Here is a 14,729-nt window from a genome sequence, read left to right on the forward strand (position 1 = left end):
CTATGGATATTTAGACACGACGACCTTAATTCTTGAAGTTGACCGAGTATATACCCTGATTTATTCAAGGTCTAGAGTACTAATCCCATGCTGAGTTTTATCCCATTTGAAGGGTATGAAAATAATCTCCCAAATTGCCTTATAACTTGCTATCGTATGTAGTAGAAAATACAAAGGCCACACAAACAAGGCAGCAATATCTAATACTCGAAAATTAGTTATTTTACCTTTTTTAGTCAGTAAAATAAAAAAAGCACTTCCGTAAAGGTATGAAAAAGCAAAAAAACTGTTAATTATCCATAAATAATTAATTATGGCGAATGTATTAATTTTAATAGTTAGTATTAGAAATGGTAAACAACAAAAACCATAAGAAGAAAAACCAATAAAAATGAAAATAGTAGTTATTTGATAAAATTTAAACCTTTTATATTTGTCTTTTTGGGCAAGAAATACCAAAAATGTTTGGATAAATCCTTTTATCCAGCGAGATCTTTGATTTATCCAACTTATAAGATTTATAGGTGATTCCTCTAAAGTATAAGAATCTATCATATGAACTTTATAACCAAAAGAATATAATCTAATTCCTAAATCAGCATCCTCAGTAACATTATAAGCATCCCAAAAACCTATTTTTTGTAAGGCGTCAACCTTAAAATGATTGCTAGTTCCTCCAAGAGTTACTGGTAAGTCCATCAAGCTTAAACCTTTCAGAAGATATTTAAACCATAAACAATATTCTATGCTAAAAAGTTTAGTGAGTAAATTTTCATTCTCATTATAGAAGTTAAGTTTAGCCTGCAAACAAACATATTCTTTTGGTAATTCATCAAAGGCTATTACTGCTTTAAGGAGTTGATCAGCATCAGGTCTATCTTCTGCATCATATATTACTACATACTTTCCTCTGCAATATTGCATGGCATAATTAAGGGCTTTAGGTTTAGTCCTAGGTAAACTAAAAGGTACTTTAAGCAAATGTATATAAGAAGGTAATTCATATAGGATACTTTCCTTAATCATCAAATAATCATCTGCTTCAATAATGATTTTGACATCTAATTTATGTTTAGGGTAATTAATATTAGTGACATAACTAATAATGGACTTTAGTTTGCCTGATTCTTTATATAATGGAAGTAAAATAGTGTAAATGGGTAGAGAATCATTTTTGAAAATGGAGATATCACTATTTTTAAACTCTGTATTTTGTGTAATTACAGCTTGGTTAAATAGTATAATTTTTAAAGTATTTTGTGAAAAATAGCAAATAATGTTAATCAGATGAAAAAGATGTTTAAAATTAAATAATATTCCAAAATATATCACAAAAAATATGATAATTGACTTAGTGTAATTGATATTTTTTGCTACCATGTATACTGAGATAAATTCAAGAAAATATTTGGATTTGATTATATTCAAATGGCTAAAATTCTGCTCAAGTATCTGATAGAAGTCATTCTTTCTGACCAAATTAATCTGTACATTATAATGTATTGTTGATAACTTCCTTAAATAAGCTAGGTCATTTATAGCAAGCTCTTTATTGCTTGTATCGTTTTCATAAATGAAATAACCATTTTCTACATATTGATCAATTTTTGCATAAATATCTATAACCATCTCATTATTAATAATTCCTTCTGCAATTATCACGTTAAAAAAATCATTCTCTCCAGTACTATCAATTAATTTGAACTTAACGTGAGATATTTGTAAATCTGTAAGTAGTTGTTCTTTTAGTAGAATATCTAAAAATTCTCTATTAATATTTTTTATACATCCATCCATATTGAAAATATTACTCCTGATATTTTATAATGCTTATTAATTAGGCTTTTATCACAAAAATACCCTATTTGTATTGTTAGGCTATTCTTCTTTAGATTACCAAATTTAATCTTTTTTGCAATTGAAAATTGCTTATATAAAGTTCTATTATAAATAGAACCGTAATTTCTCCTAGTATAATATTTGGTAAAGTCTACTAACATAATGCCATTTTGAAATTCAATGCCTTCAGATATTGAAAAACTATAATAACTTCTTCTTGTATATGGGTTATTTAGGTCTTGCCCAAAACTAAAAACACTTTCAGCAAATACTGAAATTGTACGAATTTTTTTGGAAAATGCTGATAGCAATAATAATTCATAAGAAAATTGCTGCTGGCAACCATCTTTGGTCATATATATTCTTGGCTGAACTGAGACTATCCTATTAGTGTTCTGAAAGAGCTTAATTTTAAAAATATACCAATTTCTTTATTATTAGACAGGTAGTTCATGTCATTACTTCCCTGGAATTTATTTTCTTTATAAAGTAATTGAATTCCTATTTGGTTTTTATTAATTCCATATTCGATAGCAAAAATTCGCATTAATTCGTCTTGGTATGAGGATATTTCTCTAGATATACGCTCTAAAAATTGAATTTGCCTAAATAACTTATTATAAAGAGCCGATGAATTATTAACCAACTTAATACGATCTTTTAAATATGCCAATTTACACTGAATTTGTAGAAAAAGATTGGCTCTTACTTGTTTAATATTTTTAGAATTTTTATCAATATTGCTAGCAGTAACCGTATATTTGTACTTGCCTGAGTCAATTAACCAAGCTGATGCATAAATCTTGTTTGTTACAGAAATTATAAACAGGAGTATAAATATGGTTGTTGTTTTCACCCAAATAACAATTAATAGTTTAAATTTACTAAAATACAACTATTATAAATTTAATAAATAGATATTTTAATAAATTTTCAACTAATAAATAATCTTAAGTTCTATATAAAAATTGAATTTCTTATAAAAAATTTTCAAAAATCTTGTCAATAACATTCTAAAATGTCCGGGTTTTGTAACAAGGTAATTGTCCGTTTTATTGTGAATCTTTTTTTTTAATTCTTAAAAAATATTTTTTTAAGGAGTTTTTAGGGAGTGTTTATCGTGGAATCAATTGCAAAAATACGCAAAATGTATCATGTTGATGGCAAAGCAATTAAAGCAATTGCCAAAGAGCTTAATATATCAAAAAATACCGTTAAGAAAGTTATACGCAGTGATGCAACCAAATTTGAATTAGCCAAATATACTAAAGCTAAGCCAGTTTTGGGTGAATATCTTGCGATGTTAAATCAACTATTAGCAGAGAATATCAAAGAACCAGTCAGACGTAGGATGACTGGTAAGAAGCTATACGAACAGTTGAAGATATCAGGTTATCAGGGTAGTTATGAATCTTTAAATCTAATCGTTAGGAGTTTTCGGAGAACCCATGAAGCAAAACCTGATTACAATTTACATAAGAAATATATTAGTATTGTCGGTATCATATAATAAAATTGCTATGCCATTAATATATAAAATAATTCCTTATAAAGGAGTATGTACGGCAGACGATCAAATTGCAGTAATATCGAAATTTATAGAGGAATTTGGTAGGGAAAAGATAGAGGGAATATTAGGAGATAGGGAATTTGATAATGAGAAATTAATTACCTATCTTCACAATAAAAATATTAATTATGCATTAAGGGTGAGAAGGACAAATAGAATAGTTAATAAACAAGGTCAATGGATTAGGATCGATAGCATGAAAGAAATAAAGATAAGAAATTTTTCTACAAGGTTTTATTCTGTCCCAGTGAAATTTGATCATATCAAATTAGCAAGCGGAAAATATCTATCGATAGTGTATAGTAAGAACATGTCAAACGTATCTGAAATATATCGGAAGAGATAGGATATCGAGGTAGCCTTTAAAGGGTGCAAAAGTAATGGTTTTAGAATGGAAGATACGCATATAAAGAGTAAAGTGCGATTAGAGAATTTTATAAAATGTATAATGGACTGAAGAAAATGGACAAAAAAATAGAGTTAAAAGTTTCCTAATTAAGATAAAATAATAAGAAAAAATTAGGAGAAAAAATGACAAAAGAAAAAGTAAGAGTTTTTAGTGCTGAAGAAAAAACTAGGATAGTATTAGAAGTGCTGAAAGAAGAGAGTCCATTATCAGTGATAGCATCAAAATATGAGATAAACTCCAAGACAATTAGTAATTGGAAAAAACAATTTATATCAAATGCAGCATTGGCTTTTGAACCAGCAAAACTGGTAAGTAAATATCAGGAACAAATTAATATGCTGAAAGAACAAAATGATGAATTAGCGAAAACTCTTGGAAAAACAATAGTAGAGAGAGATTGGGCTGTGGGAAAGCTACAAAGCTTGGACTTATCAAATAGAAAAGAACTTGTCGATTCCAAGCTAGCAATGTTACCAAAGACAAGGCAATATGAATTATTAAAGATTAATCGTTCTTCAATGTACTATAAAGCAAAACCATTTAGTGGGTATAACTTAAATATTTTAAATAAAATAGATGAAATATATACTGATAATCCTGAATTTGGTTATCGTTATATCCATAGACAATTATTAGAAGACGGCGTGGTTATTGGTAAGGATCGGGTTCTAAAATATATGAACATGATTGGCATAGAGGCTATTTATCCAAAGAGGAAAAAGTTAACGTCTGAAAAAGATAAACAGCATAAAATTTATAGTTATTTGCTTGATAAATATTGGACTAATCTAGGTACAACTAAGACTGTACATGTACCTAACGCTAACGAGGTTTGGAGCGGAGATATCACTTATGTTCGAACTAATTCGGGATTTATGTACATGGCGGCAATTATAGATTGGCATAGTAGAGCTGTGTTGAGTTATAAATTGTCAAATAGTATGGATGTAAGTTTGGTAACTGAAGTATTGCATGATGCACTTAACAAATATCCTGCACCGCAGATATTTAATAGTGATCAGGGCAGTCAATATACTAGTCATGAACACATTGAAATTTTACAAGAGCATAACATTAAAGTTTCGATGAATAGTAAAGGAAGAAGTATTGATAATATAATTATAGAGAGATTTTTCCGAACTTTAAAATATAATTGTATATTTATTAATGATTTTAAAGATGTTAAAGAGCTAAAGAGTGGTATTGATGATTACATCAATCACTATAATTATAGAAGATTCCATTCAAGTATTAGTTACAAAAAGCCTATGAATATCTATCTAAATTCTATACAAAATTATGAACAAATTGCAGCTTGAAAAATGCAAAAATGGGAAACAATATTATTATTTTTTTGTCTTGATTTTTCAGTCCAGTATCATGTTTATTTATAGCATATGCAATGGCAATAAAAATAGGAGCAATTGGAGAGCAAGAGCAACCGATAAAAATGAAGAAAACGCTAGGATGTAGGAGTTATTCTGTACTACAGTTAGGTATAAGATCAATTAAACAAGCTTATAGTCGTTCTAAGCAATTTTTTGATTCCTTAATCATAAAATTGTTTAAGTTACACTTTGTGCAACCAACCTAACCTTTTTGTCCAGTAGTGTGACTAGTTGTACGCGAAGGTAGCCGACACTCGTACTCCGAGTAGCAATTTAGTTTTGGGAAATGGTATAATAATATATCTCTTTGGCAAACTCTACTTCTGCTGGTAATTTATTCGTACTCTTGGTACTCTGCTCCTTACGTACATCATCGTCCGCTGCGGGTCAAGGTTTCGTGGCTTCTTTAAATCCTTGCACATAAACGAGTTTGCCAAAGAGATATATTTTTTCGTTCACTATTATGTCAACCTGATCAATACATGTTTTTTCTTACCTGCGGATATCTTAATAACCTGGTTGTCCTGCATAAAAGTTAAATCAACAACCATATTTTCATCTTGGATTAGTTGATTATTGATTTTTGCTCCAGCCCCTCTAATCAACCGACGTCCTTCGGATTTTGATTTAGCAAGACCTGCTTCATAAAGTAATTCATATGCTGGAATACCTAGAGCTAACCTCCCCTGTTCTAGATAAATAGTTGGTAAATTGCAATCAATTTCTCCTTGTTCAAAAAGCTTGGTAGCTGTTTCTAAAGCTGTCATAGCTGCCTCTTTACCATGACAAAGTTTAGTTAAATTAAAGGCTAATTGCTTTTTGGCACTATTAATATCAGATGCACTAAGTAAGATAAACTCTTGCATGGCATCTTCTCCTAACTCACTATATAATTTTGCGAACTTGACCACATCTTGATCTTCACAATTCCGCCAATATTGATAATAATCGTACGGACTTAACATATCCTCATTTAGCCACACAGCTCCACCAACAGACTTGCCCATTTTGTTGCCAGAAGCAGTTGTTAGTAAGGGCGTAGTCATACCAAAGACTTCATTACCTGTTAGTTTCCTTGTAAAATCAACACCCATTACTATATTACCCCACTGGTCGCTACCACCTATTTGTAAAGAACAACCATATAGTTTATTTAAATGATAAAAATCGTAGGCTTGTAGTAACATATAATTAAATTCCAAGAAACTCATATGTTGCTCTCTCTCTAAACGTAATTTTACAGAGTCCATAGATAACATACGATTCACAGAAAAAAAACTACCAAAATTGCGAAGAAATTCTAAGTAATTTAACGATTCTAGCCAATTTGAATTATCAACTAATATTGCATCATTTTCCCCAGTACCAAATTTAATAAATTTTGATAATGATTTTTTTATACCTTCAGCATTTTGGGCAATTTCTTCTTTTGTTAAAGATTTCCTTGCCTCATCTTTACCAGTAGGATCACCAATTTTACTAGTTGCCCCTCCTAGGAGTACTATTGGTTTATGACCATATTGTTGCAATAAACGCAGTATCATAATTTGCATCAGACTACCTACATGTAAAGATTGTGCTGTACAATCAAAACCAATATAAGCAGATATTTTACTGTTTTTCATTAGCTCTGTTAGTTTTTCTAAATCAGTACATTGATATAGAAAACCTTTACTATCAAAATTTTTAATAAACATTTTTTAAACTAATTTTTTTTAATATTTATTATTATTTTGTAGCAGGATTGAAGGTCTCTACTTCAATCCTGCCACTTAACTTTTATCCAAAAACTTGAAAATTGATTTATCAATTCTTCAAGTTTTTGAAGTAGGTCAATATAGGAGCAGATATAAAAATAGATGAATATGTACCAACTATTATACCAAAAAACACTAATACACTAAAACTATAAATAGCTTCCCCACCAAATATTACCAAAGCTAGGTTTGCGAGTAAGGTTGTAACAACTGTTAGAATAGTCCTAGACAGAGTTTCATTAATACTCAGATTAATAATTTGTGGCATTACTTTCTTATGTGATTTGCGTAAATTTTCTCTGATTCTATCATAGATAACTACTGAATCATTCACAGAATAACCTATTATGGTAAGAATAGCAGCTATGGAGCTTAAATTGAAGTCTAGCCTCATTACACTCATAAAACCTAAGCTTAATATGGCGTCATGTAATAAAGCTACAAGTATACCAAGCCCAAAATACCACTCAAATCTAACCCAAGTGTAAACCATTATGGCAAGAAACGAAAGAATTAGTGCTGTTATTCCTGATTTTATCAGTTGAGTACCAACTTGTGGACCAACAAAATCTACTTTACGATACTCAAATTTATAAGGAAATTGGTTTTTTAAAGTTGATTTGATAAGCTCAATATTTTGCATTAAAATATCTTCACTATTGCTGCCAACTCGTATTGACAAATCATGCTGATTACCAAAATTTTGCAATACTACTTCACCAATCTTAAGGTTATTAAGCACTTCACGCATTTTGGTTAAATCAGGGTCTTGATCAAGCCGCACTTCTATAACAATCCCACCAGCAAAATCAATACCAAAATTAAATTTGTAAATCCCTATCCAAATAATACTTACAAGAGATAAAATAATGGATATCATATAACTTACTTTTTTAAATCTGATAAAATCAAAGTTGATTTTATCAGGTAAAAGCCTTAATGGATATAATTGCATTATTGAATTCTTTAATTTATATACCGAGAGCTTGTCTATACAATTCTAAGATCGCATCTTGTTCAGCTAGCTTATTTCTATCAAGTTTTTTTAGTTTTAACACCGATTTCATGGCCTTGATATCAAAGCCACTAGAGCTGGCTGCATCAAATATATCTTTTATTGCTTCAGATAATTCAGCTTTTTCTTGTTCAAGCCCTTCTATTTGATTTATATATTGTTCTAATTGTTCTTTAGCTATCACTTCTGTCATAAAATTAAAGTTTATTGTTTATCAAAAATTGTAATATGGCTAGTATATATTATTTTTATCAAACCACTAAGTAGTTTATAGATAATTTTGCTATAAATACTAGAAAAATTTTTAGATTAGTTGTTACCCTCTTGAACGATCCTTATAAAAACAAAGAGCTATTAGGCTTGAAATAGCACAAGCAATTACATAATAAATATATGAAGTAATAGTACCAGTTTTTTGTACAAGATATTCTAGTATTAAAGGTGTTGTACCACCAAAAATACTGGTTGCTGTATTATAAGACAATGATAAAGCAGTATTTCTGATATTGGTTGGATAAAATTCAGCTTGCAGTGCAGGTTCAGGACCAATATAACAAGCAGCTAAAATTGATAATACGATTTGAGATATAATTATAAAATAAAATTCTCCAGTTTCAATTACATTCATCAAAAAAGGAATAACTAAAATAATTACCAGTAAATTAATCACAAAAATTTTCTTTCGACCAATTACATCAGATAAATAGCCAGAACATAAAGTAACAATAGCCATGATTATATAACAATAATTAGCTAAATTGCTAACTTGGTCATCGGTAAAACCACGATTTATCCTCAAAAATGACATTAGATAAGTAGCTTGTAGATAGAATATTACTGAACCTGTAGAATTGATGAAGATTGATATTAACATATCAATCCAATATACAGAGATAACTTTTTTCAGAGGAGATTTTAAAATCCCACCATTTTCTTTTATACTTTGAAAACTAGGGGTTTCACTGGTATATTTTTTTATATAAAGTCCAGCAAATAAAATAAAAATTCCTAATAAAAATGGTATTCTCCACCCCCAATCATTAAATTGTTGTCCTGATAAAAGGCTTTGTATAAGCTGCGAAATGAGTGATCCAAATAATAGACCAATACAAATACTGGACATTGGTATACTGCCAGTAAAGCCACGATGTACCTTACCTGTATGTTCAATAGCAAATGCAATTGAGCCAGTAAGTACTCCGCCCATTGATAAACCTTGCAGCATCCGAAGTAGAATCATTAATATAGTTGCGGTAACACCTATATTGTCATAAGTTGGTAATATGCCAATTAGTGCCGTTGGCAGAGACATACAAAATATAGATGTACTTAAAGCAGTTTTTCTACCAAAACGATCTCCCAGTATCCCAAAAAATACCCCACCTATTGGTCTCATTAAATAACCGATAGCAAATACCAAAAAAGCATGCAATAAAGACGAGCTAGGACTTGATCCAGGAAAAAAGAACTTTGCTCCTATTATAGGAGCAAAGTAACCAAATAGTGCGTAATCATACCACTCAAATGCATTTGCTACACCGCTTGCAAAAACCAACTTACGTTTATTCATATTTTTTATTATTTCATTGGTGTTAAGGGTTAGAATGCTTATTAACCTCAATTTCGGATTAATTTCATTAATCCGAAATTGGAATGAGAGATGTTATTCCCTACAAACGATGTCATTTCTACTAGCCACTATGTCACCCCTGCGAAAGCAGGGGTCTAAAAATGCTCAACAATACTTCGAACTACTTTTTTTAGATACCAGCTTACGCTGGGATAACATCGAGGTTGCTTAAGTTAACACTTATGTGCTGTAGCTCGGATGACATCGTTATAGAATTTTCTCTTCTAAATTCTTCAATTTTTTGCAGTATATATCAAAAATTTATTCCACTAATATGTTTGTACAGAAAATGTAAACAATCAAGCTTAAAGCGGTTTGTGCCTGATTGTTAAATATTTCATTTGCTAATAATAGATCAGAATACATTCATGCCAGCCGCTTCAAGAATGCATTTTTCCTTATAACAAGCCTATTCGATATAAGAATTAACAATTCTTATATCGAATAGAGGTATTGTGAGTGCTTCTTCATGCAGTAGCTTTATCATTTTGTGTTATATTTCCTTTCTCAGAATATATTATAAACAATGTTGCAGGTATTATTATCAATGCTCCGTATAAAGTACTGTTTTCAGGGATTTCATTAAACACAAGATATCCAGCTGATGCTGAAATTATTAACTCTAAATATCTATAAGGGGCTGTGGCTGTGGCATCAACTAGAGAGAAAGCCTTTAATAAGAAAAATAAGATTAAACTACCCCCAGCTCCTAAGGTAAATAGCAAAATAAATTCTGAACTGGTAGGTGTTTGCCAATACATTATTGATGATGGTATTGATACTAAAGATGTTACTAAAGCAGAATAAAATAGCATACTAATCATTGATTCTTTTACTACAAATTTCTTATTGATAATATCTAACATGGCAAAAGCTATAGCAGCTAAAACAAAAATCAATATCTGTGGATTAAAGTCACTAGCATGAGGTCTCAGGGTAATAACAATACCAATAAAACCAAATAAAGTTGCTGCCCATCTTTGCCAAATAATATTCTCATTTAAGAAAAACACTGCTAGCACTAGAGTAAATAAAGGTGTAGCAAGACTAATAACTGTAGCAGTAGTCACTGGGGCAATACTGAGACCATAAGTCCAAGACGTCATACCAAAAAACAATAAAACCCCTCTTACAATATGTATAAAAGGATGATTAGTTGTAAGAGTCTGTTTCCCATAATATAAAATAAAAGGGACAAGAATTAAAGCACTAAAGAAAAAGCGAAAACAAGCCACCTCAAAACTATGTAGCCTAAGTCCAAGATATTTTGCTATTATGTCATTAGTTACACTACTTATCAAGCTTAATATAAACCAACCAATACCAACAAAATAAGTGTTTAATTTATTATTCATTGTATAGACCTTAATTCGTTATTTTTTTATATTTTTTGTATTAGTGTTTTCTATATTTAGTGTTATAGTGTCACTAATGTTAAACAAGTTTAAAAATCTTATTATCAATTTGATTTCCAAATAAGAAAGAATATATATAATACAGCAATATATTTAAAGCAAGAAAAGGTTTATAGTTATGATAAAAGTCACGAAAAAATTTGGAATATTGTTATTGTTAAGTTGTGTAAGTATCTCTAGCTTTGCTAATTCTGATTTAACTAATAATGACTATGATGCCGATTATTATGAAAATGAAGGTAATCTTGTGTTTAAAATAAGAGGGGGGGGGATAAAATCTAGTGCAAAGCAAAAAGGCTTTCCTAAGGCTACCGCCGCAAGCCCAGTATCGATTGGTAATTTTGTTGAAAATGGTTACGGTTTTGATGCTTCTACATCAATATTCTTTGCTAGTAATGTTGCTGCAGAGTTATCTTTAGGTTTTAATGTATTACGTCCTAAAAATAATAGTTTAAAGAATGTGGCTTATAATTATGGTGGTAATCCAGCAGATGTTGGTAAGAGAAAAGATCTTTATATGATACCCCTGACTGTTACGGGACAATATCATATAGCTCCCTTTGGTGCTATTAGACCTTATGTTGGCGTTGGTTATCATGGAGCTTATATGTTCAGTAAATCTAAAGGATGTACCGTCAAAAATGGTCACGGTGCTGTATTACAGATCGGGGTTGACTTATATGCTAAGGATGATACATTGATTAACTTAGATGTAAGGCAGTATTTTCTTAATACCAAAGTTGATTATAAAAATAGTTTAGTAAAACAACCTATATCATCTAAAGTAAGGTTTAATCCGTTAATGATTGCAGTAGGTATTGGTTTTAGGTTTTAGGATTGCCTGACCTAATTAAACGAGAAATTGAAATAGTCTAAGATGTCTATTGTTGACTTATTAGTTAGAAGAGACTATATCTTTTCTAGACATATTAATATTATATTATTAGTTTTTTACTATGAGTTCACAACAAAAATTACCTATACTGCCTAAAGCAACTGCTATTTGGTTGATTGATAATACTGCTTTAACGTTTAAGCAGATAGCTGATTTTTGTGGGGTTCATGAGCTTGAAATTAAAGGTATTGCTGATGGTGAAGTATCTCAAGGTATTATGGGGCTAGATCCTATTGCTGGAGGACAATTAACTAAAGAAGAAATAATGCGTTGCACGAAAGATCCAAGTAGTAGTTTAAGACTTTTTGTGAGTAGTGCCTATGATTTGGTAAGTACAAAGAAAAAACAACAATCTAGATATACTCCTATTGCTAGACGTCAGGATAAACCAGACGCGATATATTGGTTACTTAAAAATTGTCCAGAAATTTTAGATAATCAAATTATAAAACTCGTTGGTACTACTAAGTCAACCATAGAAGCTATCCGTGATCGTAGTCACTGGAACATGAAAAACATTCGCCCACGTGATCCAGTTTTACTTGGAATTTGTAGTCAAGTAGAATTAGACAAGAGTATTGAGCAAGTACAGCTTTTATCTAAGCAAGAAAAAACTGTTAAAGAGTAAGTCAGGACAATTTAAAAGCCGCGATCGGTAGTTGCTATAGACATGCCTGCAAAGGCTATGAGATATTATAGATCCCCGCCTATGCGGGAATGACCTACTCATGATCCATGTAACAAATCCTCTATGCGGAAGTTGGGAGGATTTAAAATGGCATCTTTAGTCCAGGTGGCAAACCAATATTACCTAAAGCATCAGACATAGAGTTTTGTGAATCTTCATCGACCTTGCTTTTAGCATCGTTGAAAGCAGCAACAATTAAATCTTCCAATAATTCCTTCTCTGTTTCTTTAAGCAAAGAGGAATCAATAGAGACCTTTCGAACCTCTCCACGACCACTAACGGTAATATTTATTAACCCACCACCTGCTTTTCCAAAATATTCAGCATTTGCCATTTTTTCCTGCATTGCTTGCATTTTTTTCTGCATTGACTGAGCTTGTTTTAAAAATTGATTAAAATTTGTCATACTATGTACCTTTTAATTTTCTAACAAAATATCTGAAATTGTAACATTTGGAAAGTGTTGTATTAAAATTTTCCAATCTTGACTTGATTTTACTTTATTTAGCAATTGTTCTTTAAGAGTGATTATTTTTAACTGTTTTGTAATGATAACATTCCAAGTTTTTCCTGACCAAGCAAATAATAAATTAGTAATTTGTTCTTTTATTTTTGTGTTGAGATCGCTTCCAGCAATTTCTATAGTTTGAAGAACAAAAGATTTTAACTCCACTTGGTTTAGTAATCTGTAATAAACTTCCATCTCATTATGCAAATGTAAAAACTCAAGAAAACCGGTAATTTGATAGTTCTTAGTTGATTGTTGTAATACCGGTTGTTCTAGTTGCTCCCCATCATTATATTCCACTAATTCTTCTAGCGATGGTAACATTTGGGAGTAAATAGATTTTATCACCAGCATTTCAGCTTCTATCAATTGATTATGTGAAGTTTTCATCTCTATAATTCCTTTACTATATATTTGCCAAATAATAGATAATTGAGGAAGAGTAATTTTTGTTAGAATATTTGTAACATTATCATTAAAAGATACATATATAGAATTTTGATAATTAGGTAATATCTTTATTTTACTAAGATAGGCAGTAAAATCAGCAACTAATGCTACAAAAGTTTCTAAATTTGCTGAAGACATATAGAGATTGTTTACTAAATCAATAGATTTAGCAGCATCTTTTTGAATAATATATTCAAAAAACTTAACTATACTAGCTGTATCCACCAAACCAAGTATTTGATAAACGATTTCAGGAGTGATCAAGTCTCCTGCTGCCAAGCTTGTTGCTTGGTCTAGTACTGAAACTGCATCTCTAGCTGAACCATCAGATCTAGATGCAATTATTCTAAGAGCCTCTATCTCAACGTTTAACTGTTCTTTTTTAGCGATGGACTGAAGCAATTGAAAAATCTCATCAAATGTTAGCCTCCTTAAATCATATCGCTGACATCTAGAAATTACGGTTAATGGAATTTTTTGTGGTTCAGTAGTAGCAAATATAAATATTACATGTGCTGGTGGTTCTTCAAGGATTTTAAGTAGAGCGTTGAATGCACCTTTAGAGAGCATATGAACTTCATCAATTATGAAGATACTGTACCTAGCGATTAGCGGCTTATATTCACTACTTTCTATTATTTTACGGATATCATCAACACTTGTCTTGCTAGCAGCATCAATTTCAATTATATCGGGATGGTTATTTTTATTAAAACTGCTACAATTCTGACAACTCTCACAAGGTTTAATACTATCACCTTCAACTATCAGATTGGTACAATTAATAGTTTTAGCGATAATACGTGCTGAAGTAGTTTTGCCAACACCCCTAATACCAGTAAGAAGATAACCTTGAGATATACGATTTTTTAGAATAGTATAGCTTAAAATTTTTGTTAAAACTTCTTGTCCGTATAGCTCAGAGAAATTAGTAGGGCGATATTTTCTAGCAAAATTAATATATTGGTCAGTTGTTTTTGTCACTATGGTATATTCACAAAAATATGATCTACTCAAATGATTTCAAATCCAATTCTTGAAAACAGAAGAGTATGCTAGTAATGACCCACTAGAGACTATTTTGGCTGCTTCCTTTCGAACCTGACCACCTGAACAGCACCAATGCCCACTACTAGCACATGATAAAATAGTTCTTTTATCATCT

16 protein-coding genes and 1 other RNA gene are annotated in these 14,729 nt (G+C 30.7%); 6 read left to right on the forward strand and 11 right to left on the reverse strand.

The window, feature by feature from the left end; genetic code table 11:
- Nucleotides 1–60: 60 nt before the first annotated feature.
- Genes AAHM86_RS04590 through AAHM86_RS04600 form a run of 3 tightly spaced genes read right to left on the reverse strand, consistent with a single transcriptional unit; the run spans nucleotide 61 to nucleotide 2,695 of the window.
- A complete protein-coding gene (locus AAHM86_RS04590) occupies nucleotides 61–1,797 on the reverse strand; it encodes a glycosyltransferase family 2 protein (protein WP_342267432.1) in 1,737 nt (578 codons plus the stop codon).
- A complete protein-coding gene (locus AAHM86_RS04595; protein ID WP_342267433.1) occupies nucleotides 1,782–2,195 on the reverse strand; it encodes a hypothetical protein in 414 nt (137 codons plus the stop codon). The genes AAHM86_RS04590 and AAHM86_RS04595 overlap by 16 nt, the downstream gene beginning before the upstream one ends.
- Before the next feature lie 23 nt (nucleotides 2,196–2,218).
- Nucleotides 2,219–2,695 carry a hypothetical protein gene (locus tag AAHM86_RS04600; protein WP_342267434.1) on the reverse strand — a complete coding sequence of 159 codons (477 nt, stop codon included), beginning with the start codon at nucleotides 2,693–2,695 and terminating at the stop codon, nucleotides 2,219–2,221.
- A 264-nt stretch (nucleotides 2,696–2,959) separates the two neighbouring features.
- Here AAHM86_RS04600 and AAHM86_RS04605 point away from each other — a divergent pair, with 264 nt between their 5' ends.
- The 4 genes from AAHM86_RS04605 to AAHM86_RS04620 all read left to right on the forward strand — a co-directional run bounded on the left by AAHM86_RS04605 (nucleotide 2,960) and on the right by AAHM86_RS04620 (nucleotide 5,412).
- Complete coding sequence (locus tag AAHM86_RS04605; protein WP_342267435.1) at nucleotides 2,960–3,349, forward strand: helix-turn-helix domain-containing protein; 390 nt, start codon at nucleotides 2,960–2,962, stop codon at nucleotides 3,347–3,349.
- Nucleotides 3,333–3,755, forward strand: a complete 423-nt coding sequence (locus tag AAHM86_RS04610; protein WP_342267436.1) for a hypothetical protein — start codon at nucleotides 3,333–3,335, stop codon at nucleotides 3,753–3,755. Before AAHM86_RS04605 ends, AAHM86_RS04610 begins: the two co-directional genes overlap by 17 nt.
- Nucleotides 3,756–3,940: 185 nt before the next feature.
- Nucleotides 3,941–5,137, forward strand: coding sequence for an IS3 family transposase (locus AAHM86_RS04615; RefSeq protein ID WP_342267437.1), 1,197 nt, complete (start codon nucleotides 3,941–3,943; stop codon nucleotides 5,135–5,137).
- A gap of 83 nt (nucleotides 5,138–5,220) precedes the next feature.
- Nucleotides 5,221–5,412 (forward strand): hypothetical protein, encoded by a 192-nt coding sequence (locus AAHM86_RS04620; RefSeq protein ID WP_342267438.1) that lies wholly within the window; start codon nucleotides 5,221–5,223, stop codon nucleotides 5,410–5,412.
- Nucleotides 5,413–5,667: 255 nt separating this feature from the next.
- On the opposite strand, the gene tyrS is transcribed toward AAHM86_RS04620, so the two are convergent.
- From tyrS to AAHM86_RS04645, 5 genes are all read right to left on the reverse strand, one after another.
- Nucleotides 5,668–6,903, reverse strand: coding sequence for a tyrosine--tRNA ligase (gene tyrS, locus AAHM86_RS04625; RefSeq protein ID WP_342267439.1), 1,236 nt, complete (start codon nucleotides 6,901–6,903; stop codon nucleotides 5,668–5,670).
- 109 nt (nucleotides 6,904–7,012) lie between these two features.
- Nucleotides 7,013–7,918 (reverse strand): protein translocase subunit SecF, encoded by a 906-nt coding sequence (gene secF, locus AAHM86_RS04630; protein ID WP_342267440.1) that lies wholly within the window; start codon nucleotides 7,916–7,918, stop codon nucleotides 7,013–7,015.
- A gap of 16 nt (nucleotides 7,919–7,934) precedes the next feature.
- Complete coding sequence (locus AAHM86_RS04635; RefSeq protein ID WP_342267441.1) at nucleotides 7,935–8,171, reverse strand: DUF2312 domain-containing protein; 237 nt, start codon at nucleotides 8,169–8,171, stop codon at nucleotides 7,935–7,937.
- 123 nt (nucleotides 8,172–8,294) lie between these two features.
- On the reverse strand, nucleotides 8,295–9,548 hold the full coding sequence (locus tag AAHM86_RS04640) for an MFS transporter (protein WP_342267442.1): 1,254 nt from the start codon (nucleotides 9,546–9,548) through the stop codon (nucleotides 8,295–8,297).
- Between the two features lie 527 nt (nucleotides 9,549–10,075).
- A complete protein-coding gene (locus tag AAHM86_RS04645) occupies nucleotides 10,076–10,963 on the reverse strand; it encodes a DMT family transporter (protein WP_342267443.1) in 888 nt (295 codons plus the stop codon).
- A gap of 178 nt (nucleotides 10,964–11,141) precedes the next feature.
- Between AAHM86_RS04645 and AAHM86_RS04650 the strand changes: the two genes are divergently transcribed.
- Together AAHM86_RS04650 and AAHM86_RS04655 are read left to right on the forward strand one after the other, a co-directional pair.
- Nucleotides 11,142–11,858: an OmpW family outer membrane protein gene (locus tag AAHM86_RS04650; protein WP_342267444.1), complete on the forward strand. Its 717-nt coding sequence runs from the start codon at nucleotides 11,142–11,144 to the stop codon at nucleotides 11,856–11,858.
- Between the two features lie 121 nt (nucleotides 11,859–11,979).
- A complete protein-coding gene (locus AAHM86_RS04655) occupies nucleotides 11,980–12,546 on the forward strand; it encodes a cell cycle transcriptional regulator TrcR (RefSeq protein WP_342267445.1) in 567 nt (188 codons plus the stop codon).
- Nucleotides 12,547–12,688: 142 nt separating this feature from the next.
- Here the strand turns inward: AAHM86_RS04655 and AAHM86_RS04660 are convergent, their stop codons facing one another.
- The 3 genes from AAHM86_RS04660 to ffs all read right to left on the reverse strand — a co-directional run bounded on the left by AAHM86_RS04660 (nucleotide 12,689) and on the right by ffs (nucleotide 14,706).
- Nucleotides 12,689–13,012 carry a YbaB/EbfC family nucleoid-associated protein gene (locus AAHM86_RS04660; RefSeq protein ID WP_342267446.1) on the reverse strand — a complete coding sequence of 108 codons (324 nt, stop codon included), beginning with the start codon at nucleotides 13,010–13,012 and terminating at the stop codon, nucleotides 12,689–12,691.
- Between the two features lie 12 nt (nucleotides 13,013–13,024).
- On the reverse strand, nucleotides 13,025–14,581 hold the full coding sequence (dnaX, locus tag AAHM86_RS04665) for a DNA polymerase III subunit gamma/tau (RefSeq protein ID WP_342267447.1): 1,557 nt from the start codon (nucleotides 14,579–14,581) through the stop codon (nucleotides 13,025–13,027).
- Nucleotides 14,582–14,610: 29 nt separating this feature from the next.
- An RNA gene (gene ffs / locus AAHM86_RS04670) (signal recognition particle sRNA small type) lies at nucleotides 14,611–14,706 on the reverse strand.
- Between the last annotated feature and the right edge of the window lie 23 nt (nucleotides 14,707–14,729).

The sequence above is a fragment of the Candidatus Tisiphia endosymbiont of Empis tessellata genome (assembly GCF_964031035.1).
In the GTDB taxonomy this organism is placed as follows: Bacteria; Pseudomonadota; Alphaproteobacteria; order Rickettsiales; family Rickettsiaceae; genus Tisiphia.